The sequence below is a fragment of the Paenibacillus sp. FSL H8-0122 genome, from assembly GCF_038005345.1.
GTDB lineage: Bacteria > Bacillota > Bacilli > Paenibacillales > Paenibacillaceae > Paenibacillus_AQ.
This window is the reverse complement of the sequence record NZ_JBBOTB010000001.1, coordinates 3,821,101-3,840,131: the sequence shown is the minus strand read 5'-3', so window position 1 is coordinate 3,840,131 and position 19,031 is coordinate 3,821,101. Positions and strand designations below refer to the sequence as shown.

Annotated in this window: 13 protein-coding genes; 11 read left to right on the top strand and 2 right to left on the bottom strand. The window is 54.8% G+C overall.

Features of this window, described 5'->3' with window-relative positions:
- The first annotated feature begins 11 nt into the window (after positions 1-11).
- The 5 genes from NSS64_RS16780 to NSS64_RS16760 all read left to right on the top strand — a co-directional run bounded on the left by NSS64_RS16780 (position 12) and on the right by NSS64_RS16760 (position 7,480).
- Entirely contained in the window at positions 12-1,820 is a 1,809-nt protein-coding gene (locus NSS64_RS16780; RefSeq protein ID WP_341140865.1) for a sensor histidine kinase, read from the top strand.
- Positions 1,813-3,333 carry a response regulator gene (locus NSS64_RS16775; protein WP_341140864.1) on the top strand — a complete coding sequence of 507 codons (1,521 nt, stop codon included), beginning with the start codon at positions 1,813-1,815 and terminating at the stop codon, positions 3,331-3,333. The genes NSS64_RS16780 and NSS64_RS16775 overlap by 8 nt, the downstream gene beginning before the upstream one ends.
- 118 nt (positions 3,334-3,451) lie before the next feature.
- Positions 3,452-4,471 carry an endo-1,4-beta-xylanase gene (locus tag NSS64_RS16770; RefSeq protein ID WP_341140863.1) on the top strand — a complete coding sequence of 340 codons (1,020 nt, stop codon included), beginning with the start codon at positions 3,452-3,454 and terminating at the stop codon, positions 4,469-4,471.
- A 44-nt stretch (positions 4,472-4,515) separates the two neighbouring features.
- On the top strand, positions 4,516-5,949 hold the full coding sequence (locus tag NSS64_RS16765) for a glycoside hydrolase family 43 protein (RefSeq protein WP_341140862.1): 1,434 nt from the start codon (positions 4,516-4,518) through the stop codon (positions 5,947-5,949).
- Positions 5,950-5,968: 19 nt separating this feature from the next.
- A complete protein-coding gene (locus NSS64_RS16760) occupies positions 5,969-7,480 on the top strand; it encodes a glycoside hydrolase family 43 protein (RefSeq protein ID WP_341140861.1) in 1,512 nt (503 codons plus the stop codon).
- Here the strand turns inward: NSS64_RS16760 and NSS64_RS16755 are convergent.
- Entirely contained in the window at positions 7,477-8,367 is an 891-nt protein-coding gene (locus tag NSS64_RS16755) for a helix-turn-helix domain-containing protein (protein ID WP_341140860.1), read from the bottom strand. The two genes, NSS64_RS16760 and NSS64_RS16755, sit on opposite strands and share 4 nt — an antisense overlap.
- A 125-nt stretch (positions 8,368-8,492) precedes the next feature.
- Here NSS64_RS16755 and NSS64_RS16750 point away from each other — a divergent pair, with 125 nt between their 5' ends.
- Together NSS64_RS16750 and NSS64_RS16745 are read left to right on the top strand one after the other, a co-directional pair.
- Positions 8,493-10,475 (top strand): glycoside hydrolase family 31 protein, encoded by a 1,983-nt coding sequence (locus tag NSS64_RS16750; protein ID WP_341140859.1) that lies wholly within the window; start codon positions 8,493-8,495, stop codon positions 10,473-10,475.
- 94 nt (positions 10,476-10,569) lie between these two features.
- A complete protein-coding gene (locus tag NSS64_RS16745) occupies positions 10,570-10,698 on the top strand; it encodes a hypothetical protein (protein ID WP_341140858.1) in 129 nt (42 codons plus the stop codon).
- Between the two features lie 271 nt (positions 10,699-10,969).
- Here NSS64_RS16745 and NSS64_RS16740 read toward each other — a convergent pair whose 3' ends face one another.
- On the bottom strand, positions 10,970-11,761 hold the full coding sequence (locus tag NSS64_RS16740) for a helix-turn-helix transcriptional regulator (protein ID WP_341140857.1): 792 nt from the start codon (positions 11,759-11,761) through the stop codon (positions 10,970-10,972).
- A gap of 240 nt (positions 11,762-12,001) precedes the next feature.
- On the opposite strand from NSS64_RS16740, the gene NSS64_RS16735 reads away from it, so the two are divergent.
- The 4 genes from NSS64_RS16735 (at position 12,002) to NSS64_RS16720 (ending at position 19,001) form a co-directional block, all read left to right on the top strand.
- A complete protein-coding gene (locus NSS64_RS16735) occupies positions 12,002-13,747 on the top strand; it encodes a family 43 glycosylhydrolase (RefSeq protein ID WP_341140856.1) in 1,746 nt (581 codons plus the stop codon).
- 111 nt (positions 13,748-13,858) lie between these two features.
- Positions 13,859-15,424: a response regulator gene (locus NSS64_RS16730; protein ID WP_341140855.1), complete on the top strand. Its 1,566-nt coding sequence runs from the start codon at positions 13,859-13,861 to the stop codon at positions 15,422-15,424.
- Between the two features lie 19 nt (positions 15,425-15,443).
- Positions 15,444-17,186, top strand: coding sequence for a sensor histidine kinase (locus NSS64_RS16725; RefSeq protein ID WP_341140854.1), 1,743 nt, complete (start codon positions 15,444-15,446; stop codon positions 17,184-17,186).
- A gap of 102 nt (positions 17,187-17,288) precedes the next feature.
- A complete protein-coding gene (locus NSS64_RS16720; RefSeq protein ID WP_341140853.1) occupies positions 17,289-19,001 on the top strand; it encodes an ABC transporter substrate-binding protein in 1,713 nt (570 codons plus the stop codon).
- Positions 19,002-19,031: the final 30 nt, after the last annotated feature.

Here is a 19,031-nt window from a genome sequence, read left to right as displayed (position 1 = left end):
AGGGGGCGTGCATGAAGAATAACCGGAAGCCATCTGCCTTCATCAATGATATTCCGCTTAAATACAAGTTTTTGTTTATCTACTTACTGTGTGTGCTCGTCCCCATACTTAGCATCAATGCCCTCTTTTATGTGCAGATCAGCCGTAATGTGGAGGCACGGGAGAGGGAGAACCTGGAGATTTCGGTAGACCGGGTGGCCTATGACCTGATGCAGATCGTGAACGAATGCGTGGCGATCAGCAACACGGTGGCTGCGGACCGGCCCTATATGGAAATGATGGATTACGCCTACCCGGATAATGAGGCTTATTATGATGCCTATAATGATTCACTGAAGGATAAGCTGCGGCAGTACAGCACGCTCCACTCCTATATTTCCTGGATGGGGATATACACCTCTAATCCGACGATCCAGAACGGCAACAGCTACTTCATTCTATCGTACGCGGATAAGCAGAGTGAATGGTACCGTAAAATCTCAAGCAGCACAGGTAAGGTGCTGCTGACTTCTTATCAGGGAACCAACCCGCTGAATCCGCCGCAGCAGGAGGTGCTGGTCAGTCTGATCCGCAAGCTGGATAACTTCACGGGCCAGCCCTACACGAAATACCTGAGGATTGATCTGCGGCTGAACAATGTACAGGAGCTGTTCCAGAAGGAGCGTGACTATCTGGATTTCAAGCTGCTGGACGAGAAGAACCGGGTTGTGCTGGACTCGAACCGTTCCTTCTCCTCGCTGGATGCGAGTGCCTTGCTGAATGTGGACACCAGCCTTGACCAGCCGCCCAAGCAGATTGTCCGGGCGCTGAGCAGTGCGGCCTACACCAAGGGCTGGCGGCTGGTCGGAACACCGGAAGGGCGCAAGATCAACCATGAGATGGAACGCGCGCTCAGGAACTCGCTGATTCTGGTGCTGCTGACGATCATCATTCCCACTCTGCTCATGATCGTGATTATACGCTCCTACAATCTGCGGGTACGGCTGCTCTACAAGCATATGAAGCTGGTCAAATATGAACAATTCGAGAGCATTGATATGTATGAGGGGAAGGATGAGATCGGTGGTCTGATCCGCAGCTTCAATCTGATGACTGGCAAAATCCGCAATCTGATCAATGATGTCTACAAGCTGGAGATCCAGAAGAAGGATCTGGAGCTGGAACGGGTACGGGCGGAGCTGAAATATCTGGAGAGTCAGGTAGACCCTCATTTCCTTTTTAATACGCTGAATGCGATCCTGGTCATCTGTAAGAAGTATAAATATGAACAGGTTACCGATGTCATCCGCAATCTGGCCCTGATTATGCGCAGGCTGCTGAGCTGGAAGGATGATCTGATTACGGTGGAGGAGGAGGTATCCTTCATCGAGATGTATCTGCAGATTGAGAAGTTCCGCTTCCAGAACCGGTTCTCTTATGTGCTGGATATTGCGCCTGAGGTGCTGAACTGCCGGATTCCCAAGATGAGTATACAGGCTCTGGTGGAGAATTCCTGCAAGCATGGCCTGCAATCGGTCAAATGGGCCAGGGAAATTCACGTGTCCGCTTCGCGGAATGAGACAGGTCTGCTGATTGTGGTGACTGATAACGGCAAAGGAATCGAGAAGGAGAAGCTGGAATGGATTAAGTCCCATCTGGAGACAGAAGAGGATACGGGACAGAATGTTGGCCTCCGCAATGTGTATAAACGCCTCATGCTGTACTATAACGGCAGAGCCGAGTTCAGTATTGAGAGCACCGAATACGAACGGACGGTCATCACCATCCAGATTCCGGGGGACCTGAGTCTGGTTCCGGGAGAGGAGGGTGCTCATGTATAAAGTAGTGCTTGCAGATGATGAGACGATTGCCTTAGAGGGGCTGCAGACGCTGACCGACTGGGAGGAGCTGGGCTTCGAGGTATGCGGCGCCTGTGAGAACGGGGAGGAAGCGCTGGCTGCCATTATACGAAGCTCGCCCGATCTTGTGATTACGGACATCCGCATGCCCGAGATTGACGGGCTTGAGCTAATCCGGCGCGTACGCAGCCTTGATATGGAGCAGCCGGTCTTCATCGTGCTCAGCGGCTACGGCGAATTTGAATATGCCAGAACAGCCATCCGTTACGGGGTAAGGCATTACCTGCTGAAGCCGGTTATGGATGCGGAATGGGATAAGCTGCTTACAGACATTACGGATGAGCTGGAGCTGCGCCTTAAGCAGACCATGCAGCAGAGTATGCTGTCCAGCCGTCTGCTGCCGCTTGCCATTGCGCGCATGCTTGAGGGACACTGGGCAGAGCCGGATGAGGAAGCTGCTGAGCAGATGGACCGCCTGGATGAGGCGGCCACGGGGTGGACGTATGTGCATGTGGAGGGCAACAGCAGCCGGATTACGGAGCTGTGCCGGGAGCTGGCCGGACCGGCCGGTGCGATGCTCATTGATCTGCCCGGGGATCAGGCCGGGCTGGTCGTGGAGAGCTCGGGGGAGGCGGCAGGGCTGGCGGAGCAGCTATACGCCGGGCTGACCCATAGCGGAGTAAAGGGTTCGGTCAGCATCGGGCCAAGTGTGCGTTCCCTCCGCGAGCTGCCGGTCTCCTACCGCGAAGCGGCAGACGCTGCCGCCCGCCACTACTTCTATTCGGACGAATGCGGCCCGGTGGATTCGGCCAGTGAAGCCGAGGGACACGTGAATTACACGCTTCCTTCCGCAGAGCTGATTGAGGAGATCATCAGCGCAGTGGAACGGCTGCAGGAGCATAAGGCTGCGGAGAAGCTGGGCGAATTGTTCCGCGGGTTCAAGGAGAACCGGACAGATCCGGGAGTCGTCCAGATGACGGGCATGGATATCATGCTGCGGAGTATGGAGCTGCTGAAGGAATTCGGGGGCGCGGACGATCAGTGGATCGGCACGCTTGATTTTTTCAGAACCGAGCCGAGGTCCCTGGAAGCTCTGCAGGTTACCCTGGAGACGGCGCTCTCCACCAGTATGAACTACATCCGCCAGCACAAGGAGCGTAACTCCGAGCATCCGCTGACCCGCGTGGAATGCTTCCTGCGGGATCATTATTCGGAGCATCTGACGGTGAAAGAGATTGCAGAGCATTTCTATATCAATCCGGTGTATCTGGGCCAGGCCTTCATCAAAAAGCACGGCATCAGCATTCTGGAGTACATTCATAATTTGCGGATCGAAGCAGCCAAGAAGCGGCTGATTGACACTCACGATACGGTCAGAAGCATTGTGGAGAGCGTCGGTTACGTACACTATCACCATTTCTTAAGAGAGTTCGAGAAACGGACCGCACTCAAGCCGGTGGCCTTCCGGGAACAGGCCCAATCGGAACAAGGATAGGGTATCCATTTATTTATTAGGGTCCAAGTCTTTACTATGGTGATGGAAAACGCATACAAATGCGTTATGATAGAGAGAGTTGTCCAAAAATGTTATCAACTACAGGAGGTTAGCAAAGATGAAGCAAGCGAGCAGCGAAATTCCTGCATTACATGAGATGTTCCGGGAGGCCTTCAAGATAGGGGCTGCCGTCAGTACTGGCATTATAGCTGCCCAGGGTCCTTTCATTGCCAAGCATTACAACAGCATCACCGCCGAGAATGAGATGAAGCCGGCTCTGGTTCAGCCGCAGGAAGGGGAGTTCACCTTCGAGGCTGCGGACGGTATCTTCGAATTCGCAGAGACACACGGGATCGGTGTCCGGGGGCATACGCTTCTGTGGCATAACCAGACCGGAGACTGGATGTTCCAGGATGCGGAAGGCGGAGCCTGCAGCAGAGAACAATTGCTTGCCCGCCTGCAAACCCACATTAACACGGTAGTGGGCCGTTACCGGGGACGGGCCTATGCCTGGGATGTAGTGAATGAAGCGATTGAGGATAAAACAGACCAGTACCTGCGGGATACGCGGTGGCTTGAGATCATCGGCGAGGATTATCTCCGTCAGGCCTTTGAAATGGCACATCAGGCAGATCCTGACGCGCTGCTGTTCTACAATGACTATAATGAGACCGATCCTGTCAAAAGCGGAAAAATCTACAAGCTCGTGCGCAGCCTGCTGGACCAGAATACGCCGATTCACGGGATCGGAATGCAGGGACATTGGAATATCTACGGCCCTTCCATTGAGGAAATTCGTAGTGCCCTTAAGCTCTACGCGTCGCTGGGGCTTAAGATCCATATTACCGAGCTGGACCTCTCCGTGTTCCGTCACGACGACAAGCGCACGGATTTGAAAGCGCCAACAGCTGAAATGCTGAAGCTTCAGGAGGAGCGGTATGCCGAGATCTTTGCACTTCTGCTGGAATTCAAGGACTCTATTGATTCGGTAACCTTCTGGGGCGTGGCTGACGATTATACCTGGCTGGACGGCTTCCCCGTCCGGGGACGCAAGAACTGGCCGTTCCTGTTCGATGAGCAGAAGCAGCCGAAGGCTTCATTCGCCCGGCTGGCTGAGCTGGCCGCACCGCAATCCTAATATTATTGGAAGCAGGACACTTTATTATATCTGGAGGGAATTCAATGACAACTCAATTGAAGCAGGCTGCCGGCAAGGTACAGCCAAATGGCAATCCGCTGGTGGCACACAGATACGGAGCCGATCCTTATGCCCTGGTATTCGGGGACAGAGTCTATCTGTACATGACCAATGACGCACTGGAATATGATGAGAACGGTGTCGTGAAGGAGAACTCCTACAGCAGCATTAATACGATTACTGTAATCTCGTCCGCCGACCTGGTGAACTGGACCGATCATGGTCCGATAGCCGTAGCCGGACCGGAGGGTGCAGCGAAGTGGGCAACCCAGTCCTGGGCACCGGCAGCACTTCATACCGTAATTGACGGCCAGGACAAGTTCTTCCTCTACTTCGCCAATAATGCCAGCGGCATCGGCGTTCTGTCGGGTGACAGTCCGGTGGGTCCATGGGTGGACCCGATCGGGGAGGCACTGATTCTGCGCTCCACACCCGGGGTAGAGGATGTGACCTGGCTGTTCGACCCGGCAGTGCTGTTGGACGACGACGGCAAGGGGTATATCTACTTCGGAGGCGGCGTCCCGGAAGGACAGTTCGCCGAGCCGGGCACAGCACGGGTGATGCCGCTGGGTGAAGACATGACCAGTGTGGTCGGTACAGCCAAAGTCATTCCGGCCCCGTTCATGTTCGAGGATGCCGGAATCCATAAGTGGAACGGAGTCTACTATTATACCTACTGCTCGAACTTCTATGACGGGCAGCGGCCGGAAGGCAGCCCTCCTGCGGGAGAGATCGCTTATATGACGAGTGACAGTCCAATGGGCCCATGGAGTTATCAGGGGACGATTCTGAAGAATCCGGGACATTTCTTCGGCGTATCCGGGAATAACCATCATGCGGTCTTCCAGTTCCATGACAACTGGTATATTGCTTATCACGCCCAGACCTTGTCCAAGGCCCAAGGGATTGCGAACGGCTACCGCTCCACCCATCTTAACCGCCTGACTCATCATGAGGACGGGTCCATTCCCGAGATCCATGCGGATTACGAAGGTGTGCAGCAGCTTGCAACGTTGAACCCGTATGAACGGATTCCGGCGGCAACGATGAGCTGGAGCGCAGGGGTGAAGACAGAATACCTGGCCGAGGGCGGAGTTCAGGCCGTAACGGATGTGGAGCAAGGCGGTTGGATCGGACTATCCGGGGTAGACTTCGGCAGCGGAGCTGAGTCGTTCCAAGTCTCGGTCCTGAGCCTGGAAGCGGGCGGCGTGCTGGAGCTGCATTTGGATGAGCCAGCGGGTCCGGTTATCGGCAGACTGACGGTTCCGGCGGCGGACGGCTCGCAGGAATGGGTGGAATTGAAGACAGAGGTCCAGGGAGCGGAGGGAGTTCACAACCTCTATCTGGTGTTCACAGGAGAGAGCGATAAGGGCTTGTTCAAGCTGGCTGCCTGGCAGTTCACACCACAGCATAACTAACATCAAGGGGGCGGGCACTTTGAATACAGCCAGAATTACCAATCCAGTGATATGGGCAGATGTCCCGGATGTGGATGTCATCCGGGTCGGCCCGGTGTTCTATATGGTCAGTACCAGCATGCACTCCATGCCGGGCTGCCCGATTATGAAATCGGTGAATCTGAAGGACTGGGAGATAGTGGCTTACGTCTATGACACCTTCGAGGACAACGAGGCCCACCGGCTGGAGGACGGCAAAGGCATCTATGCCAGCGGCTCGTGGGCGGCATCGTTGCGTCACAAGAACGGGACCTTCTATGTATGCTTCTCCTCCAATGACATGGATCAGTTCTATATCTACCAGACCCGGAATATTGAGCATGGGCCATGGGAGCGTTCGGTTATTCCGGGGCTGTACCATGACCCGGCGCTGCTGCTGGATGATGACGGCCGCAATTACGTGATCTACGGGAACGGGGATATCCGGGTCCGGGAGCTGACAGCGGATCTGACGGCTGTGAAGCCCGGCGGAACGGATCAGCTGCTGCTGGAAGGCGAGCGGAAGGACATCATGCTGCGGATGGAAGGCTGTCACGCCCATAAGCGGGACGGCTACTACTTCCTCTTTTTCATTGAATGGCCGTCGGCGGGGAATCAGCGCAGGAGACAGCTATGCTACCGCTCCCGGGAGCTGCTGGGTCCATATGAGCATAGGGTTGTTCTGGATGATGATCTGGGCTACCGCAATAACGGCGTGGCGCAAGGCGGGCTGGTGGATACAGAGGAAGGAGACTGGTACGCTGTACTGTTCCAGGATCACGGGGCGGTTGGACGTATTCCCTGCGTGTTCCCTGTGACCTGGGAGAACGACTGGCCGGTGATCGGGGATGGCGGCAAGGCTCCGGTGTCCTTCGGGACGAAGCTTCCCGCCGGGGAGCCGAAGAAGCTTGTGATCAGCGATGAGTTCGAGTATGCGGAGAACCGGCTGGCGCTTCAGTGGCAATGGAACCATAATCCCGATAACGGGCTATGGTCGGTTACCGAGCGGCCGGGCTGTCTGCGTCTGCGTACAGGCCGGACGGCAGACAGTGTCCTGACGGCGCGCAATACGCTGACCCAGCGGACGGAGGGTCCGGCTTGCAGTGCCGAGACGCTGCTGTATCTGGGCGGCATGAACGAAGGGGACCGGGCCGGTATGGTTGCTCTCCAGTCCGGGTACGGCACGGTTGGGGTGACAGCCGGAGAGCAGGGACAGTTCACCGTGGAGATGTGTATCCAGGGTGACGATGGCGTTGAAGTGGTGGAGAGTATCCCATTCACAGGGGAGCGCATCTCCCTCAGGATTGATTTCAACTTCAAGGATGGTGTGGATGAAGCCAGGTTCTTCTATTCAGGGGATGGTGAGGTGTGGCATTCCATTGGTCAGACCCTGCATATGAAATACACACTGGATCATTTCATGGGCTACCGGATTGGCTTGTTCAATTATGCGACCCGGCAGACGGGCGGCTATGCCGATTTCGGTTATTTCCGTTATCACAGAGAGGATTAAGCCCGGGTCTGGAAATGGGAAGCATATTCGCTGGGTGTCATCGATGTATGCTGCTTGAATATTCTTCCAAAATACGTCAGGCCCGTGAACCCGACTCTGAAGGCAACCTCCTGAATTGAATACCGGCGAAGCTGGAGCAGGCGGCTGGCCTCATGCACCCGCAGCATGTTCACATATTCGATTAAGGTCTTGCCGGTATTCTTTTTGAACAGATGACAAAAGTAGTTGGGGGTCACACAGCAGATCCGTGCGGCCTCCTCCACAGTCAGCGGTTCATGGAAATGGTTGCTAAGGTGAATCAGCAGGGGCTGGATGCCCGTCTCCTGCCGGTCTTTTTTGGAAGGCGGTACTGTGAACTCTGCCAGGGGATAAGCCAGACCCAGGGAAGAGAACAGGCCGCCTTTGATACATAATTCGAACCCGGGGCTCTTGCTCTGGTAGCTGTAGATAATCTGTTCAACGCATCCTCTGATCTGGCGGGTAACCGGCTGATCCGTCCCATAGAAGGCGGGCAGCCGGATCTCACCGGAGAGCAGCGGCCGGATATGCTGAAGCTCAGTCAGGTCCCGCATGCCGTTCAGCAGCGCTTCGTTGTAGACAACCGCATATAGCTCACTGCCATCCTCTGTCGGGTAGGCCGCATGAATCTGCGGACGGCTGACGAAGGCAAGCTCACCCTGTACCAGCTCTCTGGAGTGGGGGCCGACCTGGACGCGGAAGCGGCCCTTGGTCACGAGAATCCATTCGAGATGGTCATGCCAGTGAGGCGGAATAATGCTGCGGTCCGGAAAGCAGATATGAAATACATTGATGGGAAACAGGCCCTCGGGAATTTCCGTGTGCTCTTTTTTCCATGGATAAGGCTTGTCCTCGAACGCTTCACTCATCTTATTCCCTCCACACAATCGTAATATCGTATGATAGATGCGTACTTTTATGTATAGTATAGCGGCTTTGCACTATTTATAATGTGGTTGCAACCTTATTATAGAACTGTTGGAGGGATCGCGCTATGTTTCGTGAAGAGAATGGCAGACTGATCAGAGAATATGACCATGAGAGAGTCTGGATAGAGCCTTGGGGAGAGCATTCGCTGCGTATCCGGGCTTCGTATGCGGAGATTACCGATGAGCAGTGGGCGCTTCTGCCTGCTGTGCAGACGCTGAGTCATATATCGATTACCCCAGAACGCGCGAGTATTGTGAACGGAAATATCCGGGCGGAAATAACGGACAAGGGGCAGATCTTCTTCTATAACCAGCACGGCAAGCTGCTCCTTAACGAGACAGAGGATACGTATCAGTTAAAATATGGCGGGAGAGAACTGGCGGCGGTTCCGGGGAGCAGTGATTTCTCCGTGAAGCTCCGGCTGGAGGCGGACCCGCAAGAGAAGCTGTACGGCATGGGCCAGTATCAGCACTCCTTCCTGAATCTGAAGGGCTGCTCGCTGGAGCTGACCCACCGCAACAGCCAGATCAGTATTCCGTTCGTGCTGTCCAGCGCCGGTTACGGGTTCCTGTGGCATAATCCGGCGATCGGACAGGCGCATTTCAGCCTGAATGTGACCGAATGGACAGCCCCGTCGACCAAGCAGCTGGATTATTGGATCACCGCCGGTGACTCGCCTGCCGAGATCGAGGAGGCTTATGCCAAGGCTACGGGAACCGTGCCGATGATGCCGGAGTATGGTATGGGGTTCTGGCAATGCAAGCTCCGCTACCGTACGCAGGAGGAATTGCTGGAGGTGGCGAGGGAGCATAAACGGCGCGGGCTGCCGATCGACGTCATCGTCATTGATTTCTTCCACTGGACGAATCAGGGGGACTGGCGGTTTGACCCGGAATATTGGCCCGATCCTGAGGCGATGGTGCAGGAGCTGCAGGAGCTGGGCATTGAGCTGATGGTCTCGGTCTGGCCGACTGTCCAGACGGAGAGCGAGAATTATAAGGAGATGCTGGAAAAAGGGTACCTGCTGCGCTCAGACCGCGGCGTGCGGACGCAATTCCAGTTCCTCGGCCAGAATGCGATCTTCGATGCGACGAATCCAGAGGCCCGTAAGTTCCTGTGGGGACTGATTAAGCAGAATTATTATGACAAAGGAATCAAGGTCTTCTGGCTCGATGAGGCGGAGCCGGAGCTGACGGTCTATGACCATGATATCTACCGTTATCATATCGGCTCCAGCAAGCAGATCGGCAATATCTACCCCATGAAATACAGCCAGACCTTCTATGACGGTATGGCGGCTGAAGGCCAGGAGAATATCATCAATCTGGTCCGTACCGCCTGGGCGGGCAGCCAGCGCTACGGGGCGCTCGTATGGTCCGGAGATATTCACTCCAGCTTCAAGGTGCTCAGCATCCAGGTGCGGGCCGGACTGAATATGGCCGTGGCCGGGATTCCATGGTGGACCACCGATATCGGCGGCTTCCACGGCGGTAATCCGGCAGACGCCTCCTTCCGGGAGCTGATGGTCCGCTGGTTCCAGTACGGCGCGTTCTCTCCGGTGTTCAGGCTGCACGGGGACCGTTCCCCTTTTGTTCCGCCCACCGGAACGCGGGGCGGGGGCGTATGCGGAAGCGGCTCGGATAATGAAGTGTGGAGCTACGGGGATGAGGCGTATGTCATCTTCAAGGAGTTCATGCAGATGCGGGAGCGGCTGAAGCCATATATCCGCGGGCTGATGCAAGCGGCACATGAGAAGGGCACGCCGCCTATGCGTCCACTGTTCTATGACTTCCCGCAGGACCCGGCGGCCTGGGATATCGAGGACCAGTATATGTTCGGTCCCGATCTGCTGGTCGCCCCGGTGCTGGGCGAGGGTGAACGGGCTCGCAACGTGTACCTGCCGTCCGGCTCCGAGTGGACCCATGTCTATACCGGCACTGCCTATGCCGGCGGACAGGCTATTACGGTCGATGCGCCGCTTACGCAGATTCCGCTGTTTGTGCGGGACGGTGCCGTGCTGCCGGTGCTTGGCGGGGCGGCGGAGTAAGTAACTCCTCACAGGCTCACAACGGAATAAATTAAACAGAGCAGCGATTCTCCTGATAGTGGAGGGTCGCTGCTCTGCTATGTGGGCCAAATGTATGCGAAAACCGAACACATTGGGCAGTGCGGGTGCGTGTGGAGCAAATGTAGTCGAAAAACCGATTACATTTGGCATGGCAGAGGCGCGAGGATGGAATGTAGTCGAAAAACCGATTACATTGGGCTAGGCAGAGGCGCGAGGATGGAATGTAGTCGAAAAACCGATTACATTGGGCGTGGCGGAGGCGCGAGGATGGAATGTAGTCGAAAAACCGATCACATTTGGCTAGGCGGAAGCGCGAGGATGGAATGTAGTCGAAAAACCGATTACATTGGGCGGCGGCGAGAGGGTGCCCATAGTTGGAGCAACGATGTATTCACATTTCCACATACCCTTTGCCATACTCCTAACTAACTCCCACCTTAGCCTCATCTAACTCCGACCTTATTACACTCCCGCTATTCCCCCTTCCGCACCTGCGGCTCCCGGGAATTCAGCTTCTCCCGGTAGGCGCGGGGAGAGAAGCCGGTAAGCTGGCGGAACTGGCGGCAGAAATGCTCGACATTGGCGTAGCCGCAGAGGGCGGCGATCTCGGCGATTTTGTGCTGGCCGAAGCCCAGCTTCTCCTTGGCCAGCCGGATCCGGCATTGGATGACATCCTCCATGCAGGAGATGCCGAAGGCAGATTTGTAGATGGTCTGGAGGTAGCCGGTGCTGATGTGCAGATACCCGGCCATCGAGGATACAGTCCAAGGGTGGCCCGGATTGCTGTACAGCGTCTTGCGCAGCTCCAGCAGATTATAATACTGCGGTGTCAGCTTGTCCTGGGACGCTTCGGACAGCTTGTTGAACAAGAGACGGAACAGGTAGTCAATGGACAGCTCCCGGTAATCGTTCTGGAACGAGTTCTCCAGCGTCAGCAGCTGGAACAGCTGATGGCAATACCCCGGATCGGGCAGGGAGAACGGGCTGCCCAGCGGCAGGACGCTTTCGGTGATATACGATTCATCCGCATCGAAACGGACCCAGTCGTTGACATACCTCCGGGAGCAGGCGCGGTAATAGATATTGTGCCCTGGAGGATACAAAGCGACAGAGTGAGCGGGAAACTCCTTCAATTCACCGCCCACTTCAAACACCGCCGGAGTCTGGGTCAGGACAAGAAGCCAGGCGTCCAGTCCTTCGGGGATACTGTAGACGAAATTGGCCGGATGTGCGGCATCGTATTCCACGTAGTGAATTGTGGGCATGGGCTTCTCCTTTCTGCGGATAGATCAATTAATGGTCAGTAAATATCATTGTTAGAATTTCAGTGAATCTCTATAATTTGTAGTGGATATAAGAGTGAATTCGAAGGTTACCCGAACAGCGCGTGATTATTGTTATTAGTAATTATCAATATGAAAGAAGGCTATGGAACCATGATACCACAACAAAACGAAGATCGGAAAGATATCCTTTGTTACACAAGACTGCCGCAGGAGGATATCGTGTATGCATCGAAGCTGGCTTATAGTATGCACCTGGCTTACAAGACGGAGAGGGGCCAGTATCAGGCATTGAATCATAACTCGGGTGTTCTGTTCGCCAAGGCGACGGAGAATGAGGATGGGACACTTCGGGCCAAAAGCCTGAAGCAGCCGTATCTCTTCTACCTGGCAGACGGGAATTTCGGCGTCCTTGCTGTGCGCACCGAGGCAGACGGTGAAGCGGATGACCAAAGCAAAGGGAAGGTACTGCTATTCTCTTCAGCCGATCTGCTGCAATACAGTGAGATTGGACTGCTGGAGCTTAAGGCAGACACTCATGTAAGCGATGTCTACTGCACCTATGACCCGCAGCGCAGCGGTTACCTGATCCGCTGGATCGACGGGCAGGGTCAGGGCTATGAGAATTTCACCGCCGACATTATGAGCCTTACGAATGTCTCGGAACCGGTGGAAGCGGAGCCGTTCACGCTGGAAGCGGTGCAGGCGGATATCGAGGGAATCCAGCCGCGTAATGTGATCTCTGTCTCCGCCGGGATCGCCCGCAGACTCTTCTGCAAGCTTACGGTGCCGGAGAACATTGCTGTCGTGGTACCGGACCGTGTGAATGCGGCATCGGTGGAGGATGTGAAGGCAGTCCGGGCAACGGCCCTTTACAGTGATGGTACGCAGGCTGCCAAAAGAGTTCATTGGAACACGGATGCCATCAACTGGGACAAGGCCGGAACCTACAGCATCTCCGGGGAAATCCATCAGGATCATTTTCCATTCCCGATTGCACTTAACCGTGCGGACCCTTGCATTACACGGTGGAAGGGAAAATATTATTTCATTGCGACTAATGATGCGGATAAGGAACATACGTTGTATATGAGGGAAGCCGATACGATTCCCGGGCTGGTAACAGCCGGGGAAGCCCTGATCCTCGATTCCTCCACATATGAAGAGATTGGCGGCCTGCTGTGGGCGCCGGAATTTCATATCATTGAAGACGAGCTGTATATTTTCCATGCCGCCACACCCGGCGAGTTCTTCCACGAGGAATCGCATGTGATGAAGCTGAGCCCGGGCGGGAATCCCATGAATGCTGCGGACTGGTCCAAGCCCCGCCGGGTAGTGAAGAAGGACGGCAGTTATCTGTGCGAGGCAGGCAAGACGATCTCTCTGGATATGACGGTCATCCGCTGGAACGGCCAGCTCTATGCCGCATGGTCGGAGCGCCAATTCCTGCCGGTGGATCTGGGAGCCTGGGTCTATATTGCTACCATTGACCCGCAGGAGCCATGGAAGCTGACCAGTGATCCGGTGCTGCTGACCCGGCCGGATTACGGCTGGGCCAATAACCATACGTTCGTGGATGAAGGTCCGTTCGCTCTGTACACCGATGATAAGCTGTATGTGACTTTTGCCAGCGCAGCGGTGGATGCTACTTATGTTGTCGGTCTGCTGACCGCAGACAAGGGGGCTGATCTGCTGGATATCAAGAGCTGGACCAAGGGCAATTATCCGCTGCTGACCTCCAGAAGCGTGCCGGGGGAATACGGGCCGGGCCATAATTCCTATGTGACGGACGAGGACGGGCTGATCTGGAACGCCTACCACGCCAGACCGGGAATCGAGGGACCGCGAAGCTCCGGCCTGCGCCGCGTGCATTTTGACATTGATGGTGCTCCCGTTCTGGATCTCACCGAGGAGAAGGACCTGAATCCGGGCCTGAAGCAGGTATCCATGGAAGTCATCGTAGGCTAGACTGCGGGCCCGCCTAACTCTATAATATTCCTTGTCATCCGGGAACCCTTGACCATTCACTTAGGTCGGGGATTCCCTTTTTTAAGATTTTACGGAGGGGGGGATGCCAATATGTACGGGATCATTATTGTCGATGATGAGCTGTTTGTCCGCAAGGGCCTGATTGGAATGATTGACTGGGAGGGCAGTGGATTCAGGATAGTGGATGAGGCAGACAACGGGGAAGATGCGTTGGAGCTGATCCGGGCCAAGCGGCCGCAGCTCGTAATCACCGATATCCGCATGCCGGTTCTGGATGGCATCGGGCTGATTGAGGCGGTGACCGGGGAGCAGCTTGGAACGGAATTTATCATTATCAGCGGATATAACGACTTCCGGTATGCCCAGCAGGCTGTCCGGTATGGCGTGCTGGACTATGTGTTGAAGCCGATTAATGAGCACGAAATTGTGAAAGCGCTTCACAAGTTCCGCGATTTATTCACTGCGCGCAAGCAGCTCCAGGACCGGCTGAGCATTCATGAGGGCGAGAAGCGGGTGGAGGCGCTGATCCGGGGGGAAGCGGCGGATGAAGTGCTTGACGCCTGGGAGCAGCAGTGGACAGAGGCGGGGTCCCGCCAGTTCAGCTATGTGCTGCTGGAGGTGAATAATGTGTTCCCCTGGAACGGGCAGTCCATGCCCGGCAAGGCGGAGCTGAAGGATGCGATCCGGCAGGCGGTGCAGCAGTTCACAGCAGAGACGCCTATTATCTATGAGCACCGGAGGTTCTTCGGCTTCATTGTGCCGGAACATTATCTGGCGAGTCATGCAGGAGAGCTGCGCAGCTTCGTGGCGGATTGTCTAAGCAAGCTCTACGAGCGTTATCCTTTGCAGGTTCAGGCGTATGCGGGCAGGCCGGTAAGCAAGCTTCAGGAGCTGAAGCATTCGTATACCTCAGCCAAGGAGACGGTGGAGTACAAATATGTCCGGCCTGCCCAGCCGATTCTGCTGTCCTCTGATATTGCCGGTCTGTCCCTGAACTATATCCATGCCAGTAGTAGGGTGTTTCAGGCGCTGATTGAAGCGATTGAGGAGAATCAGCACGCGGAGATCATGGGCGGGATCGGTAAGCTGTTCGCAGAATTTCAGGAGAAGCTGGTCTCGCGGGAAGCGATGAAGGCCGTAGCCATTCAGTGCGTCCATAGTGTGCTGCATACTATACGGAGCATGGAGGGGGATGAGAAGCAGCTGGCGAGCCTTGTCCCGATGATGAACTGGCCGGATCATAACATCACGCTGGCGGAACTGAGGTCCTTGTTCGAAGCCTTTGCGCTGGAAGCGGCGGAGCGGATTCAAGAGCTATACCAGAGCTACGGCAGCAGCGGGCTGTATAGAATCAAGTCTTATGTGGACCGGAACTTCCATGAGAACCTGAACCTCAAGCAGATCGCAGGCCAGTTCTATATGAACTCGGCCTATCTTGGCCAGGTGTTCAAGAAGAACTACGGCATGTACTTCAATGACTATCTGCTCCAGCTGCGTATCACCGAGGCCAAGAAGCTGCTGCGGCAGACCGATCTGCGGATCTATGAAATTGCCGAGCAGGTTGGATTCAAGAATGCCGATTATTTCGTCACCCAGTTCGAGAAGCTGGAGCAGAGGACGCCTACAGAATATAGAAACCGGACGGGCAACCGTTAATGCCAGGAGGAGGCGCTGCATGAAGCTGCTGAATAATATCCGGCTCAGGAATAAAATGTTCCTCGTCTATTTCCTCGGGGTCATCGCTCCGATTATTCTCACGAATGTGATCTTCTACAACACGATTACCGGAAATGTGAAGGCGCAGCGGATCAAGGACATAGATCTGGCAGTGGAACAGATTAAGAATGAGTTCCGGCTGATGGTGGATCAGGCCGTGGGCTTATCCTCTTTTTTCTATGCGGATTACAAGACCAATGAGGTGCTGGACCGTAACTTCACACAGACTGAAGACTATGTTGAGGCGTACGACCTCTATCTCCGGTCCACCCTGAACAACTATTCCCCGTTCTCTTCCTCGCTGCAAAATAAAACCATCTATGTGGATAACCCCACGTTGCTGAATTCAGGGAATATCGGGATTCTGTCCGGGGAGGTCCGCGAGAGTGTCTGGTATAAGGAGTGGATGCAGGAAGCCTCCTCCCAGCCGATATTTGTGCGGATTAATGAAGCAGACGGCCGCTTCCAGTCCTTCTCCGTGCTAAGGCGGATGGATTACTTCGCGGACCGGATGGACAAGGAGAAGCTGGTGAAGATTGATTTTAAGACGATTGATCTGATGGAGGTCTTCGCCAATCTGAACGTGCAGGGGGATGTGTCTCTGCTGGGACCGGAGGGGCGGATTGAATATACGACTAACCGGGCCATTGACTGGCAGGGGAAGGACCGGCCGCTGTATGCCTCCCTGAAGCAGGAGCAACTTATTGATTTCGAGAAGGAATACGGCAGTATCAGCTATCTGTCCGGCTGGCAGATTGTCGGCACAGTGAATGAGAAGGAGATCATCAAGGAGGTGCTGAAATCCCGCTATTTCATCCTCTGGTCGGCCTGCCTGATGATGGTTGTCCCCACCGTTATTATTCTGATCATTACCCGTTCGATCAACCTCCGGATTATTGAGATTCTGAAGCATATGAAAAAGGTGAAGACGCAGCAGTTCCAGACGATCATGCACGGGGAATCGCGCGATGAGATCGGCCAGCTGACCCTGGAGTTCAACAGTATGATTATGCAGATTAAGGCCCTGATTAACGATGTGTATCTAACGGAGATTCAGAAGAAGTCGCTGGAGCTGGAGCGGCGGAAGGCGCAGCTAAATGCTCTGCAGAGCCAGATTAACCCGCACTTCCTGTTCAATGCGCTGGAGACGATTCGGATGCGGAGCTTGCTGAAGCAGGAGAACGAGACGGCCAAAATCATCCAGAGCATGGCGATGATCCTGCGCAGCTCGCTGACCTGGAATAAGGAGTGGGTGAGCGTGGAGGAGGAGCTGGGCTTCATTCTCTGTTTTCTGGATATCCAGAAATACCGGTTCGAGGATAAGCTGAGCTATCATATCGAGGTGCAGCCTGAGGCCTACGCCTGCGTAGTCCCCAAAATGGTGTTCCTGCCCTTCGTGGAGAACGCCAGTATTCATGGCATCGAGCCGCTCAAAAAAGGCGGAAGCATTGAGATCCGCATCAGCGTGGAGGGGGATGAGGTGGTCTTCCAAGTGGCGGACAACGGGATTGGCATGAGCAGTGAGCAGGTTGACACTCTGTACGGATACCTCGACATGGAAGGAATTATCGGCGAGCGGATCGGAATACAGAATGTAATCTACAGAGTAACCATGCTGTATGGCAGACGCGCAATCTTCCAGGTGGACAGCAGACCGGGTGAAGGGACACGGATTGAGCTGAGAATTCCAGTTCATCCATAGTTTTCAAAGGAGAAGCCATAATTTCACGGGTAACGGAGAAATGTAAACGCTTTTATACTAAAGGAGCACTAAACCATGAATATACAAGGGGGAGTACAGGCAATGGGGAAAAGCAAGAGAATGTGGCTTCTCGCTCTGACGGCAGTCGTCTCGTTATCCGTGGTGACGGCTTGCTCGGGGCCGAATAACACCAAGAAGAATACGGGAACGACGGAGCCGACAAACGCCGCCGCTACTGCTGAGACTGAGCCTAAGCAGGACAAGGTAACGTTCAAAATCTTCAACGGGGTAGCCGGATCGAAGGACGGAAATACCAATGAGACGACCATCGGCAAGCTGCTGGAGGATCAGACCGGTGTCAATTTCAAGCTGGAATTCGTCGTGGGTGACCTCAATACCAAGATCGGAACCATGATTGCGGCCAACGATTACCCGGATGTGCTGATTCCCGATGCCGCTATAGAGGAAGTGCTGAATGCCGGCGCATTCATCCCGCTTGACGAGCTGATTGAGAAGTACGGGCCGAACATCCAGCGTGTGTATGGCAAGTCGCTGAATCAGATGCGCTCCAAGGATGGTAAAATCTATTTCCTGCCGATTGCCGCCCAGGTGAACGATTTCATTCCTGAGCCGGAAGCGGGTGCGGGGTTCTGGGTTCAGCGCCGCGTGCTGGAGGAAGCGGGTTATCCGAAGATCAAGACGCTGGATCAATATATAGAGCTGATTAAGAATTACCGTGACAAGCACAAGGATGAGAATCTGACGGGCATGGTCTCCCTTACGCATGACTGGAGATTCTTCGCCACCTCCAACCCGCCGATGCATCTGATGGGCTATCCGAATGACGGCAACGTTACGGTGGATACCAATACCTGGGAAGCCAAGACCTATGCCGGTGCAGAGTCCACCAAAAAGTGGCTGAAGGCGCTGAATGACCTCAATGCCGCCGGGCTGTTCGATAAAGCCTCCTTCGTCGATAACTATGACCAGTATATCGCCAAATTAACCTCCCACAAGGTGCTCGGCTTCTTCGACTACCGCTGGCAGGTGGATAATGCGCTGAATGTGCTGAAGGATGCCGCCCGTAAAGACCCTTCCCTGGACGGCTTCAAGTATTTCCCGCTGCCGGTAACCTTCGAGGAGGGCACGCCGGATGCCTATCTTGATCCGCCTGGGGGTCTGGTAACGAACCGCGGAATCGGGATTACAGTCAGTGCCAAAGACCCGGTCCGCATCATCCAGTTCTTCGACAACATGCTGACCGAAGAGAACCAGACCCTGATGTCCTGGGGCATCAAGGGCGAAACGTATGAAGTGAATGAACAGGGCCGCTACTTCCGTACGCAGGAGCAGATCGACAAGATTGACGAGCCGTTCAGAGAGAGCTTCGGCTTCAAGTACTTCAGCTGGAACTGGCCGATGTATAATGCCACCTCTACACTGGCTGACGGAAATGCCAAGAATGTTGCCAGCCAGCCGGAGGTGTTCCAGATGACGCTGACCGACAAGGATAAGGCGATCTTAGAGAAATACGGCGTACAGACCTACAGCCAGCTGTTTGCTGAACCGGTTCCGCGTCCATACTTCCCGGCATGGGGCTTCGCGAAGGAGCAGAATTCCCCGGAACAGCTCTGGGAAGCCAGCAAGGATGAAATGACGAAGAAGTATTTCCCTAAGCTGGTGCTGACGACTCCGGATAAGTTCGATGCGGTCTGGGAGGAGTATATGAAGGAATTCGGCAAGCTCGATACTGCGGGTTACGAGAAATGGACCACCGAGCAAGTCAAAGCGAAGGTTGAACTGGCGAACGAGTAGCCGGAATCGGCGGGAAAGACCAGATTGTAC